Origin of the sequence: Nocardiopsis sp. NPDC006832 (assembly GCF_040635885.1) — a bacterium.
Taxonomy (GTDB): Bacteria; Actinomycetota; Actinomycetes; order Streptosporangiales; family Streptosporangiaceae; genus Nocardiopsis.
Map to the genome: position 1 here is coordinate 19535 of NZ_JBEYLC010000047.1, position 23844 is coordinate 43378.

The following is a 23844-nucleotide window of genomic DNA, read 5'->3' on the forward strand; positions in this document are numbered from 1 at the left end:
CTTCAAGCCCCGACACCCGTGCGGGCACACGAAAAAACGCCGGAATCCCTGCTTCGATAGGGTTTTGTCGCTCCTGCCCGATCTCATGACTTCTCCCAGAGTCGAGAGGAACGCCGATGGCCCTCCGTGTCGTACACCGACCGACACGCACCACCCACCCGGCTCCCGCCGAGGAGCCCCGGGAGGTGGAGGCTCCTCCGACCCTCCCCGACGGCAAGTCCCAGGGCAATCCGCTCATGGCCATCCTTCCGATGGTGGGCATGATGGCCTCCCTGACGATCATGATGGTCATGCGCAACCCGGCCTTCATGGCCCTGGGCGCGGTCGTCCTGTGCGTGGCCCTCCTCGGTGCGCTGCTCATGCTGTTCTCCAGGCGCGGCCAGGTCGGCAGGCAAAGGCGCAACCAGCGCGAGCTCTACCTCCAGTACCTGGAGGAACTACGGGAGAGACTGAGCACCTGGGAACAGCAGACACGGGCACACGCGCGTCTGCTCGACCCACCCCCGGAGGCCCTCTACGACGTCCTTCGCGACCCCAAGCGACTCTGGGAGCGTCGCCGGCGCCACAACGACTTCCTGAAGGTACGGGTCGGCACCGGTGTTGCCTCCGGTCGCCCCCTCGACCTGGCCGAGCAGGGCACCGCCCTGGCGCCCACCGACCCGTTCATGCAGTCCGAGGCCCAGGGCGTCATCCAACGCTTCGAGACCATCCCGGACATGCCGTTCACCCTGCCGTTGGACATGACGGGCAACGTCAGCGTCGTGGGCGAACGCGAGGACATCATGCGCATGGTCCGGGCCATGGTCGCCCAGTTCGCCGTGTTCCACGCCCCCGAGGACGCCGGGCTGGCCGTCTCCTACCCCGAGGAGCACGCCGACGACTGGTCCTGGCTGCTGTGGCTCCCCCAGGTCCTCGACCCCCAGCGACGCGAACAGGGCGTCGCCACCCGCCTCATCGCCCCCTCCCCCCGCGACCTCGGCACCCTGCTCGCCGACGAACTGCGATCGCGGAGCGACTTCGCCTCCGAGGTGCGACGCGGTATGGGGCGTCGCGAGGCCTACCAGCTGCTGCGCCGCCTCCTCGTCATCCACGACACCCACGGCGAGGTGGCCACCGAACTCGTCCGCCCCGACCACACCGTCGACCCCACCTCGCTCGGCGTCACCGTGCTGCACCTGGTCTCCCGGCAGATCGACGAGCCCGGCGACGTGAACATGCGCGTCACCGTCACCGGCGACCAGGTCAGGGTCGAGGACCTGCGTCCCACCGACCCGGTCCTGCGGACCGGTGTCCTCGACGACGTCTCCCCCGCCACCCTGACCGGGCTGGCCCGCATGCTCTCCCCGCTACGGCTGTCCGCCGAATCGCTCGAAGAGACGGCGCAGGAGGGTGGACGCGTCGACTTCACCGCCATGTTGGGTGTGCGCGACCCCGGTGACATGGACGTCCAGCGCCTGTGGGCCCCACGCAGCGAACGCGCGTTCCTGCGCGTTCCGATCGGGGTGGACGAGATGGGCCAGGCGCTCGTCCTGGACCTGAAGGAGTCCGCCCAACTGGGCATGGGTCCGCACGGACTGTGCGTGGGCGCCACCGGCTCGGGCAAGAGCGAGATGCTGCGGACCCTGGTGCTGGCCCTGGCCGCGTCCCACCCGCCAGAGCGGGTCAGCATGGTGCTGGTCGACTACAAGGGCGGCGCCACCTTCGCCCCCTTCGAGGAACTGCCGCACGTCTCCGGGATGATCACCAACCTGGAGGACGACGCCGCCCTCATCGAACGCGTCCACGCCAGCCTCTCCGGCGAGGTACAGCGCCGCCAGCAGATGTTGCGCGACGCGGGCAACGTGCCCAACATCGGGGACTACACGCACAAGCGCGAGAAGGACCCCTCGCTCGACCCGATGCCGCACCTGCTGGTGATCATCGACGAGTTCGGTGAGCTCCTCACCGCCCGCCCCGACTTCATCGAACTGTTCCTGTCCATCGGCCGCATCGGTCGCAGCATCGGTGTGCACCTGCTTCTGTCCAGCCAGCGCATCGAGGGCGGAAAGCTCCGCGGCCTGGACACCTACCTGTCGTACCGCCTGGGCCTGCGCACCTTCTCCGAGGAGGAGAGCCGTACGGTCCTGAACACCCCGGACGCCTTCCACCTGCCCGCCCTGCCCGGATTCGGCTACCTGAAGGTCGACACCACCGTCTACCAGCGCTTCAAGGCCGGCTACGTGTCCGGCGCCTACCGCGGACCGGTCATCGAGGAGGAGCCCGAGGACGAGAACGTCACCCCCTCGCCCCGGCTCTACACCGCCTACAACCCCTCCCCCGAAGAGGTCGCCGAGACGGCGTCCCCCGACGAGGAGGCCGCGATGCCCACCCGCACGACCGATCCGACCCTGTTGGACGTGATGGTGGGACAGCTCGGCCAGCACGGCGAACCCACCCGGGCGATCTGGCTGCCCCCGCTGCCCAAGGCCACCACCATCGACGCGATCTGCGGTGCTCCCGAGGAGACCGAACACGGGCTGCGGATCCCCGGTGAGCGTCCCACCCTGAATGTGCCGATCGGGCTCCTGGACGACGCCACCAAGCAGTGGCAGGGCGAGTGGCTCCTCGACCTGACCGCTTCGGGTGGTCACGTCGCCGTCATCGGTGGACCGCAGAGCGGGAAGACGACCCTCCTGCGCACCCTGGTCCTTTCATTGGCGCTCACCCACACCCCCGACCAGGTGTCCGTGTACTGCCTGGACCTGCTCGGCGGCGGCCTCCAGTCCCTCTCCGGACTGCCGCACGTGGGCGGCGTCGCCGTACGCACCGACGCCGAACGGGTCCGACGAACCATCGAGGAGGTGCGGGGGATGCTCGAACACCGGGAGGAGGTGTTCCGGGAGCGCGGCATCGACTCGATGGAGCAGCTGCGCGCCATGCACGCCCGCGGTGAGGTTCCAGAATTGGCCACCGCCGACATCGTCCTTTGCGTGGACGGCTTCGGTGCCCTGCGCCGCGACTTCGAGGAGGTCGAGGGAATCGTCACCGAGCTGCTACAGCGCGGTGGCGGGTACGGCGTCCACATCGTCTCGGCGATGCTCCGGTGGAACGACGTACGAATGAACGCGCAGTCGAACTTCGGTCAGAAGGTGGAGCTTCGGCTCAACAACCCGACCGACTCGGCCATCGCCCGCAAACTCGCCGAGACCATCGGCGAGGGTGACAACGGCCGTGCCCTGACCACCATGAAACTGTTCGCGCAGACCGCGCTGCCCCGATTCGACGGCGCCCCTTCCACCGAGAACCTGGGCGAGGTGGTGGAGCACGCCGTACGCGCGATCGACCGTGCCTGGATCGGCGCCCGCGCCCCCGAGGTCCGCGTGCTACCGCACCGTCTCTCGGTACACGCCCTGCCGGACAAGGAGGCCGAACCCAAGGCCCTGCCGATCGGCCTGGACGAACGCGCCATGGCTCCGGTGCGACTGGACCTGTTCGAACGGGACCAGAACCTGCTGGTCATCGGTGACAGCGAGTGCGGCAAGACCAACCTGCTGCGGATGATCGCCGAAGGGCTCGTGGAGCGCTACACGCCCAAGGAGGTCGTGTTCGCGATCATGGACCCCCGACGCAACCTGCGCGACGTCGTCCCCCCGGAGTACGTCGGCGGGTACGCGACCAACCCCCGCGTGTGCGGTGGCCTGGCGACCGGTGTGGCCAAGGAGATGGAGAACCGGATCCCCCAGGACGGGGAGGGCCAGGAGGTCGAACCGGGCGCCTTCGACGGCCCTCGTGTGGTCGTGCTCGCCGACGACTACGACGTGCTGACCACCGCGGGCCAAAAGCCGTTGAGCCCGTTCGCCCCGTACGTGTCGAACGGACGCGACATCGGTCTGCACTTCGTGATCGCCCGCCGCGCCGCGGGCGCGAGTCGCGGCATGTACGACTCACTGCTCCAAGCGGTCCGGGAGGTGGGCAGCAGCACGCTGCTGATGTCGGGCGACCGCGGTGAGGGACAGATCTTCCCGCGCGTGTACGCCTCGCCCCTGCCCCCGGGTCGGGGCAGGTGGATGCCCCGTGGCGGCGCCACCCGCCTCATCCAGACCGCCCTCCTCGACCAGGACCACCCCAACGAACACACATGAGCACGAACCGATCACCGTCCGAGAGCATCCTCCTGAAAAGGATGCGGGAGGCCATTTCGCCATAAGGAGGAAACGTGTCCGAGTGGAGCATCCAGACCGACACCGTGAGATCCGTCCTCACCACCGTGTTGGGACACCTCGGCGACGGTGAGGCCACGGAAGGCCTGTCGGGGAACATCCTCGACATGGACACGGCCATCCAGGGCGCCGCGACCGAATGCTCCGACAGCATGCCGGTGAGCTCGGCCATCGGCATGTTCATGGAGCACTTCTCCCCCATCTGCGGACAGATGGTGCGACGTACGTCGAGCGCTCTCTCCGGCTGCGCCGAGGCCACCGAGTACTACGTCAACGGAGACTACGAAATGGCCGCGGAGGCCCAATCCGCGCACCTGGACACCCCCATCACCGAGGACGACCTTCCCCCCAACCTCTGATCCCAGGAATCCCCCCTTGCCCCTCAACGACCCCTTCTTCAATGACCTGGAGGCGAGCGCCTGCTACGGCGACGGCGCCATCGAGCCCTCCCAGATCCTGATCCCGCAGATCGACGCCGACGCGCTGGACGAGTACGCCAGGGACCTTCGCCGCGCCGGAAAGAACATCGGTACGGACGGAAACGACATCGTCGCCGACTGGGGCGGACTCGGTGACGCGTACGTGGCACCCGAATCCGAGACCATGCTCTCCGCCGTCGACAGGGTCGCCACCGACGGCGACACCGTGGAGACCGGTACCGGCGGCCTGGCCGCCGCGCTGATCGACTTCGCCAACGAGGTCCGCACGTTCAAGAGCAAACTCCATGGTCTGCGCGGCGACGCCACGGCCATGCGCACCCGGATCAACGAGGACGAGGACTGGCGGGACGACGAGGACCTCGTCCAGGAGCACAACGACCTCGTCGACGAGGTCGCCAGAACCCGTCAGGAATGGGAGGAGGCGGAGATCGCGTGCGCCAACGAGATCACCGCCCTCTTCGACGGGCCCACCTTCACCCGGTACGACGAGATGGAGGGGGACGGCTACAGCGGCAACGAGATCCCCTACGGCTTCAGTGAGATTCCCGAAGGCATGGAGATGCCCTGGGGGACCGCACAGAACGTGTCCAGGGGTTTCGTCGTGGACGCCTGGGACGGCGTGGCCGACATCGTCGTGGGTGCGGCTCAGGACGTCGGTGGCGTCACCGGAGCCTGGCATGACGGCAAGTGGGGAATGCCGATCTTCGGAGAGCAGGGGCGCTCGAACTTCACCGGCTACATGGAGGAGAACCTCGAAGGGCTCTCACTCCTGACCGGCTTCTACGACCCCACCAAGCCAGAGGGCGAGCAATGGGGCGTGGACAGCTTCGGCGAGTGGACGGACAACTTCCTTCCCGCCATCCGCGAGGTCGGGCAGGGCATCGTCCCCACCGACGAGTGGGATGAACGCAAGGGTTACGTGGTCTCCCAGACCGTGGTCAACGTCGGGCTCATCGTCGGCGGCGTCGTCCTCTCCGCGACCGGTGTCGGTGCCCCCGTGGGTGTCCCCATGCTCCTGGCGGGTCTGCGGACCGGTCTGCGGGCCACCAACAACGTCGGCACGATGGACATCCCCCGGTTCCACGATGACGCCGACTTCCACCTCCCCGGGGTCCCCCACCTGAACCTGTCCAGAGGCGGAGGCGGTGGAGGTGGTGGTTTCTGGAGCAGTCTCCCCGGTGGGGCGTGGTTGGCCGACCTCGTCAGGACACGCGACGCCTTGGACGGCATCGGTGACGGCGGTTCCACCACGCCGAACACCTCCGCCGACCGGTCACCCTCCCCAACGAGGCCGCAGGACGACACCGACGGTGCGTCGTCCGACCGGTCCCGGTCCGAGGACGAGGAGATCGACTCGGGGGTATCTGCCTCCGAGGTCGAGACCGGCCTGCGTGATCTGGAGGACTACGTCCGCCGTCACGCGGAGGATCCCGACATGTTGTTGGAGGAGATCAACCGCCGTCAGGGCAACGAGATCGTCGACGCGCATCGAACGCCCGAACTGGTGGGAACCGGCAATGGTCCGTCCATGTCGAGCAACTCCACCTTCACCAACAGCGCCGGTGGCAGTAGTGGTGGCAGCGGTGGCGGCGGGGGCGGCGGTGGCGGCGGTGGCGGCGGTGGCGGCGGTGGCGGTGGCGGCATCGATACCCCCACCACCGGCCGAGGCGGCACCACGGAGAGTTCCTCGGATGGCGGCAACAGTGGTGGCGGTTCCCACAGCGGCGAAGGCAACGGCCAAGGAAACACCGGTTCCGGCACATCCCCTTATAACCATTACGGAACAAGCAACGACCACCCCCGAACCATACCCGAAGATTATCGGGCCATGGACAAAGAAGACATCAAATACGCAGAGACTCCATATGGAACCCTGCCCACCAATGAGATAAAGCCGGTCAGTAGTTGGGATACAAGTAGGTCAAACCCCAAGGACTTCCCTGAAAAAATAGTTTCCCCAAACACCAACAAAGATCTTTGGCCCCAAAAATCCGGTCTTTTCGGCCGGGGAGTCGACTTGGACCCGAACACTAGATACGAGATCAAAGAAGGGAACGGTCGCCCCGCCGCAACATATTTCACCGACGACACCGGAAGAATCACAGAAGTCCACACAAAAAGCGGAAAGACAAGAAATTGGAACCCTGAACTCAGTGACCCACTACCGAACGCAAAGTACTTCGTAGACGAATTCACATACATCACAGACAACAAGGGAAGAACCGCATACATGGAAGGAGATATAACAAAAAACGGAAACATCCGAGGGCGAGATGAATCAAATATTGGCCACATCAGCAGGCTTGAATATGATCTGGCCAATCAGATATCCAGGATGCAGTTTGCGCATGATCCGAGCATGCGCTACCGAACAGAGTACGAGCAGGTCACCTGGAATGGAGGGCACCTCGCCGCACGAGAACACGGAGGAGGGGCAGAGAAAATCAATCTCGTCGGGATGCCTGAAGAGATGAACAAATATAAAGGAACCGACGAAAAAAGAGACCGGAGCTGGAGAGCGATGGAAATGGAAATTTCCGAAGTGCTCTCCGCCAACCCCGGGAAGAGGGTAAAACTTCAAATCGAATGTGTTTATTCTGAAAGTAACATCATCTCCGACACGCCATTAAAAATCCTGGTACAATACACCAGCCCCACCGGCAGGGTCAGGAGATTAACCTTTGGCAACACCCCACCACACACCATCATAGGGAGACAACCTTGAACCCTGAGATCGAAGCCGAGCACGCCAAGCAAATCGGAATTATCCTACTTAGCAATGCACCCGAAGACTGGCAAAGGATCAAGTGCACTGCGGCCTTCGTTGACCACTTCGGAGAAATATGGAATTACGCCGTAATGCCAGATGGCTCCAAAGACCATTTTTGGACCTCAGCTAAACTCAGCATGCAGTTTGAATCCTTGCGAAATGCCATGTACAGGCCAGGCAAGGGAACATGGTTTTCAGCCACCTATCACATCACCCCACCAGCTTCCTACTCTATCGATTTCAATTATGATCAGGAAGCCATGACCGAGCCTCCAACGCCAAGCTCCATGGACTATTACAACGACCTTCAACTATTTCCTCGGGATCCCGAGCACATCCCCGATTGGCTCCAGGAAAAGATCCGCGAAGCCGAGCAGGAGTAACCCGACCGCCCCGGCATCCGGAGAACCCCAGTGACGTACAACGTGGTCGCCCTGACCGAGGAACTTCCCCACGCACGCTCGGTGATTCGCGCCCTCGAAAACGCTCATCCGGACTTCACCATCCGAGGTGCGAGCAAGGCTTCGGTGGTACGCCTGCGGGACGAGGATGGCCGCCCCTTCGTGTCCGTGGAGATGCCCCAGGCGGTAGAGGCCACCACGGACGTGCGTCGGCTGCTCGGTGACGAAGCCGCCGACAGGCTCACCCACAACGCCTGGTGGATGGAGGTTCGCGCGCCTGCGGGCAACCCCCGGGCCGCGGAGGCTGCCCATCGGTTCGCGGCGACGGTGATCGAGCACCACGGCGGACACGTGTGGCCCTCCGAGCCTCGAAAACGCTGGGCGTTGGACCTGCCCACAGGGGGTGCCGACCATCCGTCCGCGTTGGTGGAGACGGAGAAGACCCGAATCGTGGCGGTCGACTCACCGGTCGTCGGCTTGTCCGCCGCGATCGCGGACGCACTCGCCACTGGGGTCCGGGACGCTCGTGGCCTCCAGGTACTCACCCCGGCCTCCGCTCACATCACGCATTCGCTCCGAAGAGTGCTGACGGCCTCCGGCTGCCGGTGGGTCGTCGAGGGTCCCGGAAACGACCACTACGACGGGCTCACCGGGATGCCCTTGCTCTGGGAGGACGGCCTCGGTTTCCAGGCACGTCGGGACGGTGCCCCGCCCGCGTCGGCCGAACGGCGAGGCGACCCCGGGCTCGCGTTGGACCTGCACTTCATCCACCCGGCCGAAGCAGACCTGCGTCTGGGCGAGATGGTGGAACACACGACCAAGCTCATGTGCGCGGGCCCGCCCCCCGGCTGGGGCACCAACGAACCCGCCCTGATGGCCTGGGACCCCGGCCGGCTCACCGACCTGTGCCGTGCTCGGGCGCCGAACCCCACCCGTGTGGTCTTCTCCGGTCCGGGATTCGCCGGCACGTTGAACGTGTCCCGAGTCGTCGAAGGGGTGAAGGAGAGCCTGAGTCTGGTCACAGGCGACGCCGACCACGCGGCATTGCCCGAACTTCTGGCCGAACTGCCGGATTCCTTCCAAAGCCTGACCGCGCACAGAGTGCCCGGCGCGGCGGACACCCACTACCGTCCGGCGCTCGGCGGCGCCTCCGTCCCGTTGGGGTTGGCCCTGGGTCCCGAGGTGGTCGCGCAGGTGGGCCGGGCGAAGGCGCTGGCGGCACCCGTCGCCGCCGAGACGATCGGACCACTGTGGTCCTCGGTCCTCTGGTATCCCCTTGGGGAAGGGGAGCCACGGGAGCTATGGCGACGTTTCCGGGGGCTCATGGGTCATTTGGGTTAACCGGCGGACGTTGAAGCACTCGTGGCGACGCCGCCCGACTCATCCAGGCCGTCCGCTTCGCCCAGGGGCGAGGTGGCTCGAACGCGGACGCACCGGAAAACGCGGCACCGCGTACGGGTGGGGCCTTCCGTTGAGGAACGCGTCCGCGTAGGCGTCGGCCGCGATGGGGCCCCGAACCGGCATCCTGGCCACGGGACGGGGCGCCTGAGGCCAGAGCGGTTCGTTCGGGCTTCCGGGCGCGTGGTTCGGCGCGGTGGGCTGACGGGGTCCGGGGCGGTTGACCGCGTACGGGGCCGCGGGGATGCCGGCGGCCACTCCCGGCACGAATCCTCCGTACACGTGGTCGTTCATCGCATACCTCCCCGTTCGGTCCGGCCTCGTGCGCGAGCACCCGTCAAGGAAAGCACGCGCTCTACCGCCTTCACCAGACACGGAGGCGAAGTCAGTCGGGTAGGTCGCCCAGACCGAAGTGGGGAAGCGCGGGGCCCAGGCCCTCGACCTCGACCGGAACCGTCCGGTGCTTTTCCCAGTCCTGCCTGGTCAACCGATACCGCAGTTCCCGGACCCGTTCGCCGCGCACCTGGACGTAGTGGACGCCATCCGGCCGATACCCCAGCTTTCGGGTGACGCCCTGGGACGCCAGGGACGTCTCGAACATGCCTGTGACCGCGTCCAGCGCGCCGAGTCCCTCGAACGCCAGGTGCAGGACGGCGGCGCGCATCTCGGTACCGATCCCACGTCCCTGCGCGCTCCGGGTCAGCCACGAACCGGTGCCCACCTGGCGCAGGATCGCGAAGTCCCTGGCCCTCATGTCCTGGATACCGACCACACGGCCCTCGAACTCGACGATCCCGTTGAAGCACCACGACTCGGGTGTCCAGGACCCCAGGGTCCGCCAGTTGTGCTGGATCACGCCCTGGGCCAACCGCTTCGGAGGCTGGTCGGTCCAGGGGAACATGAACGGCATGGTGTCCGGGTCGTGGACTCCGGCCACGGCGGCCTCGGCCAGCGCCGCGAGGTCGGAGTCGGTCGGCATCCGCAACGTGAGTCGGGGCGTGGTCAGGCGTATCCCCATCGGGGGAACGTGGTCGGCGATCATGTTCGGAGATTCTGCTGCCGCCGACACACTCTGTCACCTGGTTTTATCCGCTCAGCGCAAGAGTTCGGCGACGAGCTCCGCCAGCGCCTCTCCGGCCGTTTCCGGGGCGGCCGTCGCGTCTCGGACCTCCCACCCGCGCATGCCGGCCAGATGCGCCGGATGGGCGTAGGCGGGGTCGGTCAGCAGGTATCCACAGGGCGCGTCCGGCCAATCCGGGACGGTGGGCAGGTGCTCGCTCCGATAGGCGGCGGGTTCCTCGGCCGGGACGGGCAGGTCGGCCAACCCCTGAGTACGTGCGATCTCCGCGCGTGTGGGACTTCCGGGGCGTGGCAGTGGAGCGTCCATCAGCACGTAGCCCAGGACCGGACGGTGGGCGGCGCGCTGGGCGGCCCCCACCGCACCGAGCAGCGGGCCCGTGTCGCCCTGGGCCACCAGGACGATGGGCGCTTCCGTGGCGACCAGGCGGTTGATCTCCAGGCTGGCGAGGGCCACGTAGCGGGCGGCGTGCGGCGGGGTGTCGTCGCCGATCACCTCCGGCAGGACCGGGTGGTGTCCGGTGTCGGCGAGGGCCTTCTCCACTCCGGGCGGGGTGAGGGGCACACCGAGGGTGGGGGGCAGGAGGACGGCGATCACGCGACGCCGCTCCCGCGGGTCTCGTCCCGCACCCAGGACAGGTACTCGGGGTTTCCACCGGTGACCGGCACGGCGACGATCTCGGGCACGTCGTAGGGGTGCGCCTCCACCAGGTGGGCGACCAGGTCGTCCAGGCGGTCGGCGGCGGTCTTGACCACGACCATCCACTCCTCGTCGGATCGCACCTCGTTCTCCCAGCGGTAGAAGCTGCGGATGGGCCCGCTCACCTGCGCGCACGCCGCCAGGTGGTGTTCGACGACCGAACCGGCCAACCGTTCGGCCCCCTCTCGACCATCGACGGTGGTCTCCACCCTCATGACGTCTGTGCTCTGGGTCAAGGTCGCCTCCTTCGAGGTGGGATGCCAGGTCCGCGGACCCCCACCGGGTGTTCTAGGCTCACTGATCATGAACGAACGTGATGAACTCCTGCGCCAGATCAACGATAAGGCGGTCGTGCGCGGAAAGGTGACCCTCTCCTCCGGCAAGGAGGCCGACTACTACGTCGACCTGCGCCGGATCACCCTGGACGGGGAGGCCGCGCCGCTGGTCGGTTCGGTCCTGCTGGACACCGTCGCGGACCTGGAGTTCGACGCGGTGGGCGGTCTGACCCTGGGCGCGGACCCGGTGGCCACCGCCATGGTGCACGCCGCGCACGCGCGGGGTCGCAGGCTGGACGCCTTCGTGGTGCGCAAGGCGGGCAAGGCACATGGTCTGCAGCGTCGGATCGAGGGTCCCGACGTCGCGGGGCGTCGGGTGCTGGCGTTGGAGGACACCTCCACGACCGGCGGTTCGGTGCTGACCGCGGTGGAGGCCCTGCGAGAGGCCGGAGCCGAGGTGGTGGCGGTCGCGCTGATCGTGGACCGTGGCGCGCGTGCCCGCCTGGAGGAGGAGGGTCTGGAGTACCGGCCCGTCTTCGAGGTGTCCGACCTGGACGTGTGATCTCGGCGGGCGGGGTCCGGATCGACCCCGCCCCAGGACCCTCGAAGGAATCGAGTGCTCGGGGCTCAAGGGTTCGGTGGTCTCGGGGCGAATCAGGGGGTCAGGGTGAAGCTGTGGTCTGGGTCCTTGCCGGAGACGTCCTGTTCGACGCCGTTGACGTAGACCTCGACGGCGCTCGGGTCTCCGATGCTGACCTCAAGGCCCTGTGTGTTCTCCGCGTAGTGCACGGAGTTGCCCTGCTGTAGTTCCTGGTCCATGAGCACGTCGCCGCCGGGCACCCGGACGAACACGTCGCTCGACTCGCCCACCACACGTATGTACAGAGCGCCCATATCGCCGGAATCCACCGGCTCGGCCGCGGCCTCGGACGCGTTGGCGCTGACGCCCGCACCCGTTCCGGGCAGCGATCGGTACAAGAAGTACCCGCCGAGGGCCACCAGAGTGACCAATAGCAGGACGGCTCCGACGATGGCCATCACCTGGCCAACGCCTCGCGGATCATTCCTATGCCTTCCCACGGCGACGAATGTAGCGCGTATCACGGCAAAAAGCGACAGCAGTCATCTCGAAGCTCCTGCTTGCTCACATGGAGCCCCAAATCGGGATGCAATCCGTACTTCTCTCGTACCCCTCATGACGAGCGCCGTTCGCCCCCCGTAAGCTGCGGGTACGCCGACACCCCGGGACATTTTGGTCTAGACCTTTTCAACGGCTCCGGGGATTCGAGATACTTGTGACGACACCTGGTGGACGCACGCACGCACGGCCCGGTCCATGGGCCACCCCGACGGACGGGCTTCCACCGGGCACCGCATGTGGGGTCCCGCCGGCACGCGCAGTGCGGCACCGGCGGACGCTCGCTCCAGGCCGAACCAGGGAGAGTCAAGCCATGCCCATCGCCAGCCCCGAGGTCTACACCGAGATGCTGAGCCGCGCGAAGTCCGAGGGCTTCGCCTACCCGGCCATCAACGTGACCTCCAGCCAGACGCTGCACGCCGCCCTGCGCGGCTTCGCCGAGGCGGAGAGCGACGGCATCGTCCAGATTTCCACCGGAGGGGCCGAGTTCCTCTCCGGTGCCTCGGTCAAGGACATGGTCACCGGCTCGGTCGCCTTCGCCGAGTTCGCCCGCGTCGTCGCCGAGAAGTACCCGGTGAACATCGCCCTGCACACCGACCACTGCCCCAAGAACAAGCTCGACGGCTTCGTCCGTCCGCTGCTGGAGATCTCCAAGGAGCGCGTGGCCAAGGGCCAGGACCCGCTGTTCCAGTCGCACATGTGGGACGGTTCCGCGGTCGAGCTGGAGGAGAATCTCCAGATCGCCGAGGAGCTGCTCGCCTCCGCCAAGGAGGCCCGCATCATCCTGGAGATCGAGGTCGGTGTCGTCGGTGGTGAGGAGGACGGCATCGTCGGCGAGATCAACGAGAAGCTGTACAGCACCCCGGAGGACGCCCTGCGCACCGCCGAGGTCCTGGGCCTGGGCGAGAAGGGCTACTACATGACCGCCCTGACCTTCGGCAACGTGCACGGCGCCTACAAGCCGGGCTTCGTGAAGCTGCGCCCCGAGGTGCTGAAGAACGCCCAGGACGCCATCGCCGCCAAGCACGGCAAGACCAACGCCTTCGACTTCGTGTTCCACGGTGGATCCGGCTCCACCCTGGAAGAGATCCACGAGGCGATCGGCTACGGCGTGGTGAAGATGAACATCGACACCGACACGCAGTACGCCTTCACCCGCCCGATCGTCGACCACATCATGAAGAACTACGACGGTGTGCTCAAGATCGACGGTGAGATCGGCAGCAAGAAGCTCTACGACCCCCGCGCCTACGGCAAGGCCGCCGAGGTCGGCATGGCCGACCGCATCGCCCAGGCGGCCCAGCACCTGAAGTCCGCCGGCAACAAGATGAAGTAGGACCCCACGGCGTCGCCCCGTCGGCGGCCCGCACCGGTGCCCGGTGACCGTTGTCGGTCACCGGGCACCGGCTTTTCCGTACCGCGCCGACACCTGAACCTGGAATTCCCGGCACGGAGAATCCGACACCGCCTTTCACCGCGCATCGACACAAAAGGCACAGCGATCCGCCACTGATCCCGAACGTACGGTTACGCCCGATAGGTTTTCGGGGATTCCACCATCACGCCTCCCCGCGCGGAATGAGGAAACGTGAAAGACAGTGACCGTGGGCTACGCATCGCCGCCATTGGCGCACTCGTGATCGGTTCCATGCTCATCGGGTCATCGGTGGCCGGAACCGCCTGGGCCTCCTCTCCGGACGAAAGCGCGGTGGAGCGAACGTCGGCGGCCTGTGGTCTGGGCGCCGACAATCCCCGCGTTTCTGGTGGCACCATCTCCGGAAGCGGATCCCGGGCCGGTTGTGGTGGCACCGTGACCCTGACCGTCCAGGTACGCAAGCACCGCCCCGCCTGGCCCGACAAGGTCGTGGCCGAGACGAGCCGGACCGGGTTCTCCAACGGCTCTCTCACCGCCTCGGGCGGCTGCGACGGCAACGGCACCTACTTCACCGAGGCCAGGAGTTCGAGCGGTAACAAACTGTCGTCCGGAAGGGTCAACAGGTGCTGACCGGAATTCGTTTCCGGTTCCCTCTCCTCGCGAATGGAAATGGACGGACCCATGCGGGTCACCCTTGAGGGACTGGACTTCGGCTATCGAGGTCGCCAGAAGGTCCTGAACGACCTGACCTGGACCCTGGAGCCCGGTGTCACCGGGCTCCTCGGACCGAACGGGGCGGGCAAGACCACCCTGCTGTCGCTCATCGTGACGTTGCTCCCCGTGCGCGAGGGACGCCTCTTCATCGGGGAACACGACCTGTCCACCACGGTCGGCCGGTCCCGGGCCCGTCGAACACTGGGGTTCGTACCCCAGCGTTTCTCCCTGGCCGGTGAGCTGACCGTGGCGGACACGGTCGCGTACGCGGCATGGGTGCACGGACTGGGTCGGCGCGAGTGCGGGCCGGCGGCGCTACGGGCACTGGAGTCCGTCGACCTGTCCGACCTCGCCGACCGACCCACACGCACCCTTTCCGGTGGTCAGCGTCAGCGCGTCGGCATCGCCGCGGCACTGGCCCACGATCCTCGGGTCCTGGTCCTGGACGAGCCCACGGCCGGGCTCGACCCCGGACAACGGCTCCGCGTGCGCGAGGTCGTCGCCGGGTTGGGCGAGGACCGGACCGTACTGGTCTCCACGCATCTCATCGAGGACGTCGCACACCTGTGCTCCCGCGTCGGGGTACTCGCGGGCGGACGGATCGAGTTCCACGGCACCTTCCCGGAGCTGAAGGCGCTCATCGAGGACGGTTCCGTGGGAAGCCCCTACGGTTCCGAGTTCGAGCGGGCGTACGACCGGCTGATCGAGCGGGTCGGGGAGGGTCCGTGACCACGCTCCGAGGCCGGGTGAAGGCGTCCGCGCTCTTCTGGCCGCTCCCACCGCTCCTGTGCCTGGCCCCGGCCGGCCTGATCCTCGCCCTGACCCTCGCCGGGACCTGGAGCCCACTCTCCTGGAGAGCCCTGGACTGGGTGTACCTCTCCGGCCAGGTGGGGGCCCAGGCCCGGCTGCCGGTCGTGGTGGCGGCCGGGACCGCGGCCCTGGTGGCGGCCAGGTTCACCCGGGCGAGCCTGGTCTTCGCCCAACCCTGGCAGCCCCGTCTGGGACGGGACGTTCCGCTGCGGCACGCGCTGCTGCTCACCGGGTGGTGCCTGGGCGCCTACCTCGTGGGACTGATCCCACTGACCGTCGCGGTCGCCACGCATGGTGCGGGAGTGGTCAACCCCATACCGGTGCTGGGCGCCCTGGCGGGTTTCGTGGCGCTCACCCTGCTCGGCTACCTGTGCGGGCTGTTCGCGCGCGGGCTGTTCGGCGTCCCCGTGGCGATAGCCACGGTCTTCGTGCTCACCGCCCTACCGATGGTCGCCGACCCCTGGACGGCGACGTCCCTCCAGCTCCCGTTCGTGCCCTTCGTGGGCATGCGGGAGAGCGTTCCGCTCGGTTCCTACCGACTGGGGTTCTTCCTTCTGGCGGTGACCATCGCGGCATGGACGACCGCCTGGTTCCTACGTGTCCCCCGGCGGTTCTCGGTCCCGCACGTGTCGGGGGTCGTGCTCCTGGCCTCGGCCGCGCTCCTGCCCCACCTGTACACGTTCCCGCTCCTGGCCTACGCCCAGGACGGAGACGAGGTCTGCTCGGAGCACGACGGGATCCGCTACTGCGTACACGAGGGGCACGCGGACGAACTCGCTCTGATCATCGACCTGGCCGCCCCGGTCTTCGCCGCCCATGGGCAGGCCGACGCCGTCCCGAACGAGGTTCGCGACCACGGTCTGGCCACCGGAGACGGCGAAGTACTCGATGGTCCCGCTCACGGGGTGCTCTGGATGCGCGTCCATCCAGGTTGGGATCCGTACCGACAGGTGCCCGGAGACGCGGCCGCGTGGCTGGTACCGGACCTGTTCGTGTGCGGTTCCGAGGGTGTGGCCGCCATGGACCGGAACGCGCGGGCCCGAGAACGGAGGGCGGCCGTGATAACGGGGCTTCAGGCCTGGCTCGCTTCGCAGGCGTTCGAGGGCGACACCTCCGAGGACGGCCTGTTCGCCGATGCCGACCCCGACGAGGTCCGTGCGTGGATCGCCCGGGACGGGGACCGTCTGTCCGCGTGTGAGGTGGAGCCGGAGGAACTGCCGTGGTGGCCGTAGCGCTACGCCCTTCCCTGGTTCCGATGCTCGTCGCACTGGTCTCGGCCGTCGTGGCCACGGTGCTCGGCCTGGCCCTGACCGGGGCCGTGGTTCCGATCGCGGTGTTCGACTGGCCCAACGAGGAACAACGGATCCCCATCGCCGAACTGTTGTGCGTGTGCGCGGCCACGGCGGGCGTCCGGGCGAACCGCCCTCGTCTATGGGAGTGGGAACGCCTGGGCGGGGCCCGGACGCGGGTCAGGGCGGCAGCGGTCGCCGCGCTCGGCGTACTGCTGTCCACGACCTTGGCACCGGTGCTGTTGTCGACCACGGCGGATGCCCAGAACTCGTGGTTCCTGGTCACGAACGTCCTGCTGGCGGTCTCGGCCGTGTACCTGCTGGCACCCTTCCTGAACGCGGTGCCCTCCGGGCTGCTCGTTCTCGTCGGGATCCTCCTGGGAGCGGCGGCCTGCAACATGGTTCCCGGCCTGTACCGGGTGAGCCCGTACGCGTACGTGGGCTCCGACGGTTGGCGGGCCCCGGACCTCCTACCCGGGGCGACCGTTCCGGCGCTGGCGGTCGGCCTCGCCTTGGCCGCGGTGGCCGCGCACGCGGTGACGCACGGCTCCACCGCTCGGGCTCGGTGGCGGGGAGCGGAATCGAACTGACCTCGATGGCAGGATGGGACGTATGAACCTGCACCAGAACCTGCTGAACGAGCCGCCCGAGACACGTCTGGCCGAGGACACCGAAGCCCGCGACGCCCTGGCCGCGGCCGACGACCCCACCCCGGTCGCCGGCCGCTTCCCGTCCTACTCCGCCGCCTGGGCTCGCCTGGCCGAGCTGGCCCTGGCCGACGGAAGGCCGGTGGCCGCCTACGCCTACGCCCGCACCGGCTACCACCGGGGGCTGGACCAGCTGCGCCGTTCCGGTTGGAAGGGGCACGGACCGATCCCGTGGGAGCACGAGCCCAACCGCGGTTTCCTGCGCGCGCTGCACTCTCTGGGTAAGGCGTCCGAGGCGATCGGCGACGCCGAAGAGGCCGAGCGCTGCTCGACCTTCCTGCGCGAGTCCAGCCCCGAGGCGGACGAGGCCCTCAACGGCTGAGGGGAGCACGGGGAGAGGGGATCCGGTCCCTTCTCCCCCGCACCATCCGGCACCACCGAACGGCGCGTCCCAGACGCCCCGAGGCGCACCTGACCAGGATCCACCGGTCGTGTACCCTCAATACGCAACGGCCCCTGTCGCTGCCTTGCGCCAGGGGTTGATCCATGTCCGGGGTGGGAAAAGCCCCGTTCAGGTATCGAGCGAAGAGGTAGAGATCAATGCCGGCGATCACGCTCGTGGGTGCCCAGTGGGGCGACGAGGGCAAGGGCAAGGCCACCGACCTGGTCGGTGGGCAGGTGGACTATGTGGTCCGTTACCAGGGTGGCAACAACGCCGGGCACACGGTGGTCATCGGGGACCAGAAATACGCCCTGCACCTGCTGCCCTCCGGCATCCTCTCCCCCAACGTCGTACCCGTCATCGCCAACGGCGTCGTCATCGACCCCGGGGTTCTGTTCGAGGAGCTGCGCGGTCTGCAGGAGCGGAACGTGGACACGTCCCGGCTGCTCATCTCGGCCAACGCGCACCTGATCATGCCCTACCACCGGGCCCTCGACAAGGTCAGCGAGCGCTTCCTGGGCAAGGGCAAGATCGGCACCACCGGCCGCGGCATCGGCCCGGCCTACGCCGACAAGGTCTCCCGCCAGGGCGTGCGCGTCCAGGACATGTTCGACGCCAAGATCCTTCGTAAGAAGATCGAGCTCGCCCTCCACGACAAGAACCAGCTCCTCACCAAGGTGTACAACCGGCGTGCCCTGGAGGCCGAGCCGATCATCGAGGAGTACCTGGGCTACGCCGAGCAGCTGCGTCCCTACGTCGCCGACACCTCCCTGATCCTCAACAAGGCGCTGGACGAGGACAAGACCGTCTACCTCGAAGGTTCCCAGGGCACCCTCCTGGACATCGACCACGGCACCTACCCGTTCGTCACCTCCTCCTCCCCCACCGCCGGCGGTGCCGCCGCGGGCGCGGGCATCGGCCCCAACCGCATCTCCAAGGTCGTCGGCATCCTGAAGGCCTACACCACCCGTGTCGGCTCCGGCCCGTTCCCGACCGAGCTCCACGATGAGCAGGGCGAGTGGCTGCGCACCCAGGGCGGCGAGTACGGCGTGACCACCGGACGCAACCGCCGGTGCGGCTGGTTCGACGCTCCGATCGCCCGCTACGCCACCCGTGTCAACGGCGTCACCGACTTCTTCCTGACCAAGCTCGACGTCCTCACCGGTCTGGAGCGCATCCCCGTGTGCGTGGCCTACGACGTCGACGGGGTCCGCCACGACGAGATCCCGATGACGCAGACCGACTTCCACCACGCCACCCCGATCTACGAGTACTTCGACGGGTGGTCCGAGGACATCACGGCCGTCCGGGAATTCGACGAACTCCCCAAGAACGCACAGTCGTACGTGCGTACTCTGGAGGAGATGGCGGGGGCACCGATCTCCGCCATCGGTGTCGGCCCCGGGCGTGACGAGACCCTCGCACTGCGCTCGCTGGTCTGATCCGGCGACCATCGTCCTTCCTCCATACAGAAGAAGAGGCCCCCTTCAGTGAAAGCCCTCGTTCTCGGCGGCGGAGGCCGCGAACACGCACTCGTCCGTGCCCTCTCCCTTGACCCGGGCGTCACCAGCATCCACAGCGCCCCCGGCAACCCGGGCATCTCCGACCTGGCCGAGAACCACGTGATCAACGTGACCGACGGGTTGGCCGTGACCGAGCTCGCCGCGCGTATCCGCACCGAGCTGGTCGTGATCGGTCCGGAGGCCCCGCTGGTGGCGGGCGTGGCCGACGCGCTGCGCGACCGCGGCATTCCGGTGTTCGGTCCCGACAAGGAGGCCGCTCGGCTGGAGGGGTCCAAGGCCTTCGCCAAGGAGGTCATGGAGGCCGCGGGGGTGCCCACGGCCAAGGCCCGCGTGTGCCGTACCGCCGGTCAGGTCTCCGATGCCCTCGACGAGTTCGGGGCGCCCTACGTCGTCAAGAACGACGGGCTGGCCGCCGGCAAGGGTGTCGTGGTGACCGAGGACCGTGCCGTCGCCGAACAGCACGCCCGGGAGTGCGGTCGGGTCGTCATCGAGGAGTACCTCGACGGGCCCGAGGTGTCGCTGTTCGTGCTCACCGACGGCGCGCACGCGCTGCCGCTGCTGCCGGCCCAGGACTTCAAGCGCGCCCACGACGGCGACCAGGGTCCCAACACCGGTGGGATGGGCTCCTACTCTCCCGTGCCGTGGGCGCCCGCCGGGCTGGTGGACGAGGTCATGGAGTCGGTCGTGCGACCGACCGTGTCCGAGATGAACCGGCGCGGCCACCGCTACCAGGGGTTGCTCTACGTCGGCCTGGCCCTGACCTCGAAGGGTCTGCGCGTGGTGGAGTTCAACGCGCGCTTCGGCGACCCGGAGACCCAGGTCGTACTGGATCGGCTGGCCACCCCGATCGGCGCGGTCCTGCAGGCCACCGACACCGGTGGGCTGGGTTCGATCGGTTCGTTGCAGTGGAAGTCGGGCGCGGCGGTCTCCGTCGTGATCGCCGCCGAGAGCTACCCGGGCGACCCGGTCAAGGGCGACCTCATCGGTGGTCTGGACGCCGCCAACGCCTTGGAGGGTGCCTACGTGCTGCACGCGGGCACCGCCTGGGACGGTGTACGCGACGTCAAGTCCAACGGTGGTCGAGTACTGAACGTGGTGGGCACCGGCACGGACCTGCGTCAGGCCCGTGAGCGCGCCTACGAGGCGGCGAGCCGGATCGAACTGCGCGGTTCCTTCTACCGTTCCGACATCGCCGAGCGCGCCGCCGCCGAACTCTGATTCGGGTTCCCACGCGGCGGGACGACGTGACGGGCCCTGGGCGGTCGCCGAGGGCCCGTCTTCGCGGGACGCCGATGGGACCGTGCCGCGAACACACCCCCACCAGAACTTCCGGACGACGTGGTGGAACGCACTCTGTCCCGTTACATGGAGATCTACGAGCGGTTGACCGGCACGGAATCGCGCGTGTGAGCCGAAACGCGGGGGTGATTCGGCCCACGCAGGCGCCGATCGAGGTTCGGGAGCACGTATGGTGGATCGAGTTGTGCACGACGCCGAGGTAAACGGTGTCCCATACGCACGACCCCTGGTCTCTCCCTCAGGCGTAACGCCTCTTTGGGCGTTTGTGGGACTCTATCCGTGATCTGCGGGTATACCACGTTTTGGGCCGGTGCCCGCCGACCCTTGCTATAGAGTCATCGCGAACCTACCGGTTCACTGGCCGCGCAGGTCACGCGCAAGTTGGTCGCAACGTTCCAGGGGAAACCCGCGTCTAAACCCACATAGGCGAACCCGACGAGGGTGACCTTTTTTCACATCTGCCTCACGAAGGAGCACATGAGCATGGGCCAGGAGGTTCGTTACCGCGTCCGCGGCGGACGCCCCCTCAGCGGAACGGCGTTCATCCAAGGCGCGAAGAACGCCGTCCTGCCGATGATCGGGGCCGCCCTGTTGGCGTCCAAAGGACGTACCGTTCTGAGGAACGTCCCCGTCATCGAGGATGTGTACCGCGCGCTCGAACTCGCCGAACACGTAGGCGCCAAGGTCGCGTTCCACGAGGCCGAGCGCACCGTCGTGATCGACGCGTCCGGGCTCAATGACCCCGAGAAGGCGGTCCTGCCCGCCGAGATCGCGGCCCGCTTCCGTGGCTCCGTGCTCTTCGTTCCGGCCCTGATGCACCGCACCGGCAGTGCGCGCATCGAGGGCGTCGGCGGTTGCAACCTCGGCAGCCGCAACCTTGACTTCCACTACCGCGGTTTCGCGCGTCTGGGCGCCGAGGTCACCGAGGACCTTGAGCGCAACCACATCAACGTGGAGGCGAGCAAGCTCCGCGGCGGCCGGCTGTACCTGGACACCCCGTCCCACACCGGCACCGAGAACCTCATCATGGCCGCCGTGCTGGCTCCCGGCACCACCGTGATCGAGCACGCGGCCCTTGAGCCCGAGGTCCTGGACGTCATCGACTTCCTCAGCGCCATGGGCGCGAAGATCAGCGGTGGCGGTACCGGTCTGATCACCGTCGAGGGCGTCAAGGAGCTCACCGCCGTCGAGCACAGCATCATGGCCGACCGCATCGACGCCGGCGTGTTCGCGATGACCGTCGCCGCCACCGGTGGCGAGGTCAGCCTGGTGGGTGCCAACCTGGACCACCTGGGTGTGGCCCGTTGGAAGCTCGAGCAGATGGGTGTGGGCTTCTCCCAGGAGGGTGCGGTCCTGCACGTCCAGAGGGACCCGTCCGTGCCGCTGCGCCCGATCAACGCGGTGACCTCGCCGTTCCCGGGCTTCGCCACGGACCTCCAGTCGCCGCTGATGGCCCTGGCCACCCTGGCCGAGGGTGAGAGCTACATCCACGAGGCCATCTACGACGGTCGCTTCGCGCTGGCGGACGAGCTCAACAAGATGGGCGCCAAGATCGAGGTCGAGGGCACCCGCGCCATCGTGCACGGTTCCACGAACCTGCGCGGCGCCGAGGTGATCGCCCACGACCTGCGGACCGGTGCCGCTCTGGTTCTCGCCGGACTGGTCGCCGAAGGTGAGACAATCGTTGCGCCTGGTTATCTGGTGGACCGCGGTCACTCTCAGTTCGCGCAGCGACTCGCCGCGCTAGGCGGGGACGTGGAGCGCGTCACCGGCTCGTAAAGAGTCGTTCGCGCAGTTCAAGCCGGGGTGGGGGGCTTCCCTCCACCCGGGCTTTCGGCGTTGATATGGAAAACGATCTTCTTTGGCCCCGCACAATGGGTACGATCTCGGCAATCATGCCGTGACAGAGATCGGGTCGGGAAACCAGTGGGCGCACATAGTGAAGAGCGTGGAATGGTAGCGGGGAGCAACCCGAGGTGAGTGCCCAGCGTACTGGCGATTTGACGATCGGCGTCATAGGACCCCATGAGGTGGTCGAACGGGTCATGCTCATGGGTCCTGGGTCAACAGGACCTCTCAACGCCAGACTCATCGCCGCCGCGTATCGAGATGAGCAAGAGGCGACGGACAAGGTCGTCAGGCTGGGGTCGGCGATCGATGCCTATCTGTTCGCCAGCCCCGTCCCCTACGAGTTCGCGAGGAAGGCCGGCGTGTTGACCATGCCCGCGACCTTCGTGCCACTCGGTGGGGCGAGCCTGCACGAGGCCTTGCTCCGAGCGACCTTGGACGACCGCTTCGACCCGACCAGAGCGAGTCTGGACGTGCTCAGCCGAGCCGACGTGGTGGAGGCCTACTCCGAGGTCGACCTGCCCGTGGACGGGATCCACGTGCACGAGGAACTGACCAACACCGCCCAACTCACCTCGTTCCACGAGGGGCTTTGGCGGCGTAAGGCCACCCGGATGGCGATCACCTGCGTACGCGGGGTCGCCGAGCGTCTGGAGGCCATCGGGGTTCCGGTGATCAGGCTGCGTCCCACCAACGCCGGGGTGCGCAGCGCGCTGCAGACCGCCGGGCTGTTGGGCGCCCACCACCGCCTGGAAGAGGCCCAGCTGGGTGTCGTCGTGGTCGACGTACCGACCCTGCGCGACTCCTCCCGACGGTCCACGCCGCGTTACTGGCGTGAGGAACTGCGGCTCTCCCTGCACCGACTGCTGTTGCAGGAGGCGCACCGCATCAACGCGACGGCCCACCGTCTGGACGACCACTCGTTCATGATCACGGCCACCCGTGGCTCTCTGGTCACCGCGACCGAGGGGTTCCGGCAGCCGCCGTTCGTTGAACGGATCAAGGCGGAGTTGGGCATCGCGATCGAGGTGGGCATCGGTATGGGCCGCACCACCCAGGACGCGGAGTCGCACGCCCGCGCGGCCCTCAACCGCGCCCAGGCCTCCCGACAGAGCTTCGCGGTGGACCGTGAGGGACGATCCCTGGTCCCGGCCCAGCGCGCCCCCGCACGGCACTCCTCCGAACCCCTGCGCACCAAGGGCCGTGAGACCCTCGTGCGTCTTTCGGAGAAGATCGCCGAGGAGGACGGCCCCCTGGTCGTCGACGCGGAGAACGCCGGGCGGATGCTCGGGGTCACCTCCCGGACCGCGCGCCGGTTGCTGCGCACCCTGGTGGAGGAGGGCCTGGCCTGGCCTCTGCCGCCGAACCGCACCCTGCAGCCCGGCCGCCCACGTCAGCTCTACCGGCTGATCGTGGAGAAGCTGGACAAGGACTCGGCCGGCAAGTAGCCGCACGTACGTACCGTCGACGGGGGCGGGTTCCCTTTCGGGAGCCCGCCC

Annotated in this window: 21 protein-coding genes and 1 pseudogene; 17 read left to right on the forward strand and 5 right to left on the reverse strand. The window is 67.6% G+C overall.

Features of this window, described 5'->3' with window-relative positions; all coding sequences use genetic code 11:
* The first annotated feature begins 116 nt into the window (after positions 1 to 116).
* From eccCa to ABZ717_RS20665, 5 genes are all read left to right on the forward strand, one after another.
* The gene (eccCa, locus tag ABZ717_RS20645) at positions 117 to 4121 is read left to right on the forward strand and encodes a type VII secretion protein EccCa (RefSeq protein ID WP_358512969.1); all 4005 of its coding nucleotides are present in this window, start codon (positions 117 to 119) and stop codon (positions 4119 to 4121) included.
* Between the two features lie 74 nt (positions 4122 to 4195).
* Positions 4196 to 4558 (forward strand): DUF6507 family protein, encoded by a 363-nt coding sequence (locus tag ABZ717_RS20650; RefSeq protein WP_358512971.1) that lies wholly within the window; start codon positions 4196 to 4198, stop codon positions 4556 to 4558.
* Between the two features lie 16 nt (positions 4559 to 4574).
* A complete protein-coding gene (locus ABZ717_RS20655) occupies positions 4575 to 7364 on the forward strand; it encodes a DNA/RNA non-specific endonuclease (protein ID WP_358512973.1) in 2790 nt (929 codons plus the stop codon).
* Positions 7361 to 7792: a hypothetical protein gene (locus ABZ717_RS20660; protein ID WP_358512975.1), complete on the forward strand. Its 432-nt coding sequence runs from the start codon at positions 7361 to 7363 to the stop codon at positions 7790 to 7792. Before ABZ717_RS20655 ends, ABZ717_RS20660 begins: the two co-directional genes overlap by 4 nt.
* A 30-nt stretch (positions 7793 to 7822) precedes the next feature.
* On the forward strand, positions 7823 to 9151 hold the full coding sequence (locus tag ABZ717_RS20665; protein WP_358512977.1) for a DUF6177 family protein: 1329 nt from the start codon (positions 7823 to 7825) through the stop codon (positions 9149 to 9151).
* Between the two features lie 39 nt (positions 9152 to 9190).
* Here ABZ717_RS20665 and ABZ717_RS20670 read toward each other — a convergent pair whose 3' ends face one another.
* The 4 genes from ABZ717_RS20670 to cutA form a co-directional block, all read right to left on the reverse strand.
* Positions 9191 to 9502 carry a hypothetical protein gene (locus ABZ717_RS20670; protein WP_358512979.1) on the reverse strand — a complete coding sequence of 104 codons (312 nt, stop codon included), beginning with the start codon at positions 9500 to 9502 and terminating at the stop codon, positions 9191 to 9193.
* Between the two features lie 91 nt (positions 9503 to 9593).
* Positions 9594 to 10250, reverse strand: a complete 657-nt coding sequence (locus ABZ717_RS20675; protein ID WP_358512981.1) for a GNAT family protein — start codon at positions 10248 to 10250, stop codon at positions 9594 to 9596.
* Between the two features lie 51 nt (positions 10251 to 10301).
* Positions 10302 to 10883 carry a hypothetical protein gene (locus ABZ717_RS20680; RefSeq protein WP_358512983.1) on the reverse strand — a complete coding sequence of 194 codons (582 nt, stop codon included), beginning with the start codon at positions 10881 to 10883 and terminating at the stop codon, positions 10302 to 10304.
* Positions 10880 to 11221 (reverse strand): divalent-cation tolerance protein CutA, encoded by a 342-nt coding sequence (gene cutA, locus ABZ717_RS20685; protein WP_358512985.1) that lies wholly within the window; start codon positions 11219 to 11221, stop codon positions 10880 to 10882. Before cutA ends, ABZ717_RS20680 begins: the two co-directional genes overlap by 4 nt.
* A gap of 67 nt (positions 11222 to 11288) precedes the next feature.
* Here cutA and pyrE point away from each other — a divergent pair, with 67 nt between their 5' ends.
* Positions 11289 to 11822 carry an orotate phosphoribosyltransferase gene (gene pyrE, locus ABZ717_RS20690; RefSeq protein WP_358512987.1) on the forward strand — a complete coding sequence of 178 codons (534 nt, stop codon included), beginning with the start codon at positions 11289 to 11291 and terminating at the stop codon, positions 11820 to 11822.
* Positions 11823 to 11914: 92 nt separating this feature from the next.
* Here pyrE and ABZ717_RS20695 read toward each other — a convergent pair whose 3' ends face one another.
* Positions 11915 to 12298, reverse strand: coding sequence for a RodZ domain-containing protein (locus ABZ717_RS20695; RefSeq protein ID WP_358512989.1), 384 nt, complete (start codon positions 12296 to 12298; stop codon positions 11915 to 11917).
* Between the two features lie 413 nt (positions 12299 to 12711).
* Between ABZ717_RS20695 and fbaA the strand changes: the two genes are divergently transcribed.
* From fbaA to ABZ717_RS20750, 11 genes and pseudogenes are all read left to right on the forward strand, one after another.
* A complete protein-coding gene (gene fbaA / locus ABZ717_RS20700; RefSeq protein ID WP_358512991.1) occupies positions 12712 to 13734 on the forward strand; it encodes a class II fructose-bisphosphate aldolase in 1023 nt (340 codons plus the stop codon).
* 252 nt (positions 13735 to 13986) lie between these two features.
* Complete coding sequence (locus tag ABZ717_RS20705; RefSeq protein WP_358512993.1) at positions 13987 to 14403, forward strand: hypothetical protein; 417 nt, start codon at positions 13987 to 13989, stop codon at positions 14401 to 14403.
* A gap of 51 nt (positions 14404 to 14454) precedes the next feature.
* Positions 14455 to 15216 carry an ATP-binding cassette domain-containing protein gene (locus tag ABZ717_RS20710; RefSeq protein ID WP_358512995.1) on the forward strand — a complete coding sequence of 254 codons (762 nt, stop codon included), beginning with the start codon at positions 14455 to 14457 and terminating at the stop codon, positions 15214 to 15216.
* The gene (locus ABZ717_RS20715; protein ID WP_358512997.1) at positions 15213 to 16529 is read left to right on the forward strand and encodes an ABC transporter permease; all 1317 of its coding nucleotides are present in this window, start codon (positions 15213 to 15215) and stop codon (positions 16527 to 16529) included. The genes ABZ717_RS20710 and ABZ717_RS20715 overlap by 4 nt, the downstream gene beginning before the upstream one ends.
* Before the next feature lie 23 nt (positions 16530 to 16552).
* Positions 16553 to 17176 (forward strand): hypothetical protein, encoded by a 624-nt coding sequence (locus tag ABZ717_RS20720; RefSeq protein WP_358512999.1) that lies wholly within the window; start codon positions 16553 to 16555, stop codon positions 17174 to 17176.
* A 22-nt stretch (positions 17177 to 17198) separates the two neighbouring features.
* Entirely contained in the window at positions 17199 to 17615 is a 417-nt protein-coding gene (locus ABZ717_RS20725; RefSeq protein ID WP_358513001.1) for a DUF3151 domain-containing protein, read from the forward strand.
* 218 nt (positions 17616 to 17833) lie between these two features.
* A complete protein-coding gene (locus tag ABZ717_RS20730; RefSeq protein WP_067605670.1) occupies positions 17834 to 19117 on the forward strand; it encodes an adenylosuccinate synthase in 1284 nt (427 codons plus the stop codon).
* Between the two features lie 48 nt (positions 19118 to 19165).
* A complete protein-coding gene (gene purD / locus ABZ717_RS20735) occupies positions 19166 to 20416 on the forward strand; it encodes a phosphoribosylamine--glycine ligase (RefSeq protein ID WP_358513003.1) in 1251 nt (416 codons plus the stop codon).
* Positions 20417 to 20491: 75 nt separating this feature from the next.
* A pseudogene (locus ABZ717_RS20740) lies at positions 20492 to 20608 on the forward strand (phosphoribosylaminoimidazolesuccinocarboxamide synthase); the annotation flags it as partial.
* 372 nt (positions 20609 to 20980) lie between these two features.
* Complete coding sequence (murA, locus tag ABZ717_RS20745; RefSeq protein WP_358513020.1) at positions 20981 to 22276, forward strand: UDP-N-acetylglucosamine 1-carboxyvinyltransferase; 1296 nt, start codon at positions 20981 to 20983, stop codon at positions 22274 to 22276.
* 251 nt (positions 22277 to 22527) lie between these two features.
* Positions 22528 to 23793, forward strand: a complete 1266-nt coding sequence (locus tag ABZ717_RS20750; RefSeq protein ID WP_067605658.1) for a transcriptional regulator — start codon at positions 22528 to 22530, stop codon at positions 23791 to 23793.
* Positions 23794 to 23844: the final 51 nt, after the last annotated feature.

Excerpts from the sequence above, each read along its gene's own strand:
- ABZ717_RS20695 (WP_358512989.1), bottom strand. The coding sequence starts at position 12,298 with ATGGCCATCGTCGGAGCCGTCCTGCTATTGGTCACTCTGGTGGCCCTC.
- ABZ717_RS20720 (WP_358512999.1), top strand. The coding sequence starts at position 16,553 with ATGCTCGTCGCACTGGTCTCGGCCGTCGTGGCCACGGTGCTCGGCCTG.
- pyrE (WP_358512987.1), top strand. The coding sequence starts at position 11,289 with ATGAACGAACGTGATGAACTCCTGCGCCAGATCAACGATAAGGCGGTC.
- ABZ717_RS20710 (WP_358512995.1), top strand. The coding sequence starts at position 14,455 with ATGCGGGTCACCCTTGAGGGACTGGACTTCGGCTATCGAGGTCGCCAG.
- ABZ717_RS20730 (WP_067605670.1), top strand. The coding sequence starts at position 17,834 with ATGCCGGCGATCACGCTCGTGGGTGCCCAGTGGGGCGACGAGGGCAAG.
- ABZ717_RS20675 (WP_358512981.1), bottom strand. The coding sequence starts at position 10,250 with ATGATCGCCGACCACGTTCCCCCGATGGGGATACGCCTGACCACGCCC.
- murA (WP_358513020.1), top strand. The coding sequence starts at position 20,981 with ATGGGCCAGGAGGTTCGTTACCGCGTCCGCGGCGGACGCCCCCTCAGC.
- fbaA (WP_358512991.1), top strand. The coding sequence starts at position 12,712 with ATGCCCATCGCCAGCCCCGAGGTCTACACCGAGATGCTGAGCCGCGCG.
- ABZ717_RS20725 (WP_358513001.1), top strand. The coding sequence starts at position 17,199 with ATGAACCTGCACCAGAACCTGCTGAACGAGCCGCCCGAGACACGTCTG.
- ABZ717_RS20670 (WP_358512979.1), bottom strand. The coding sequence starts at position 9,502 with ATGAACGACCACGTGTACGGAGGATTCGTGCCGGGAGTGGCCGCCGGC.
- eccCa (WP_358512969.1), top strand. The coding sequence starts at position 117 with ATGGCCCTCCGTGTCGTACACCGACCGACACGCACCACCCACCCGGCT.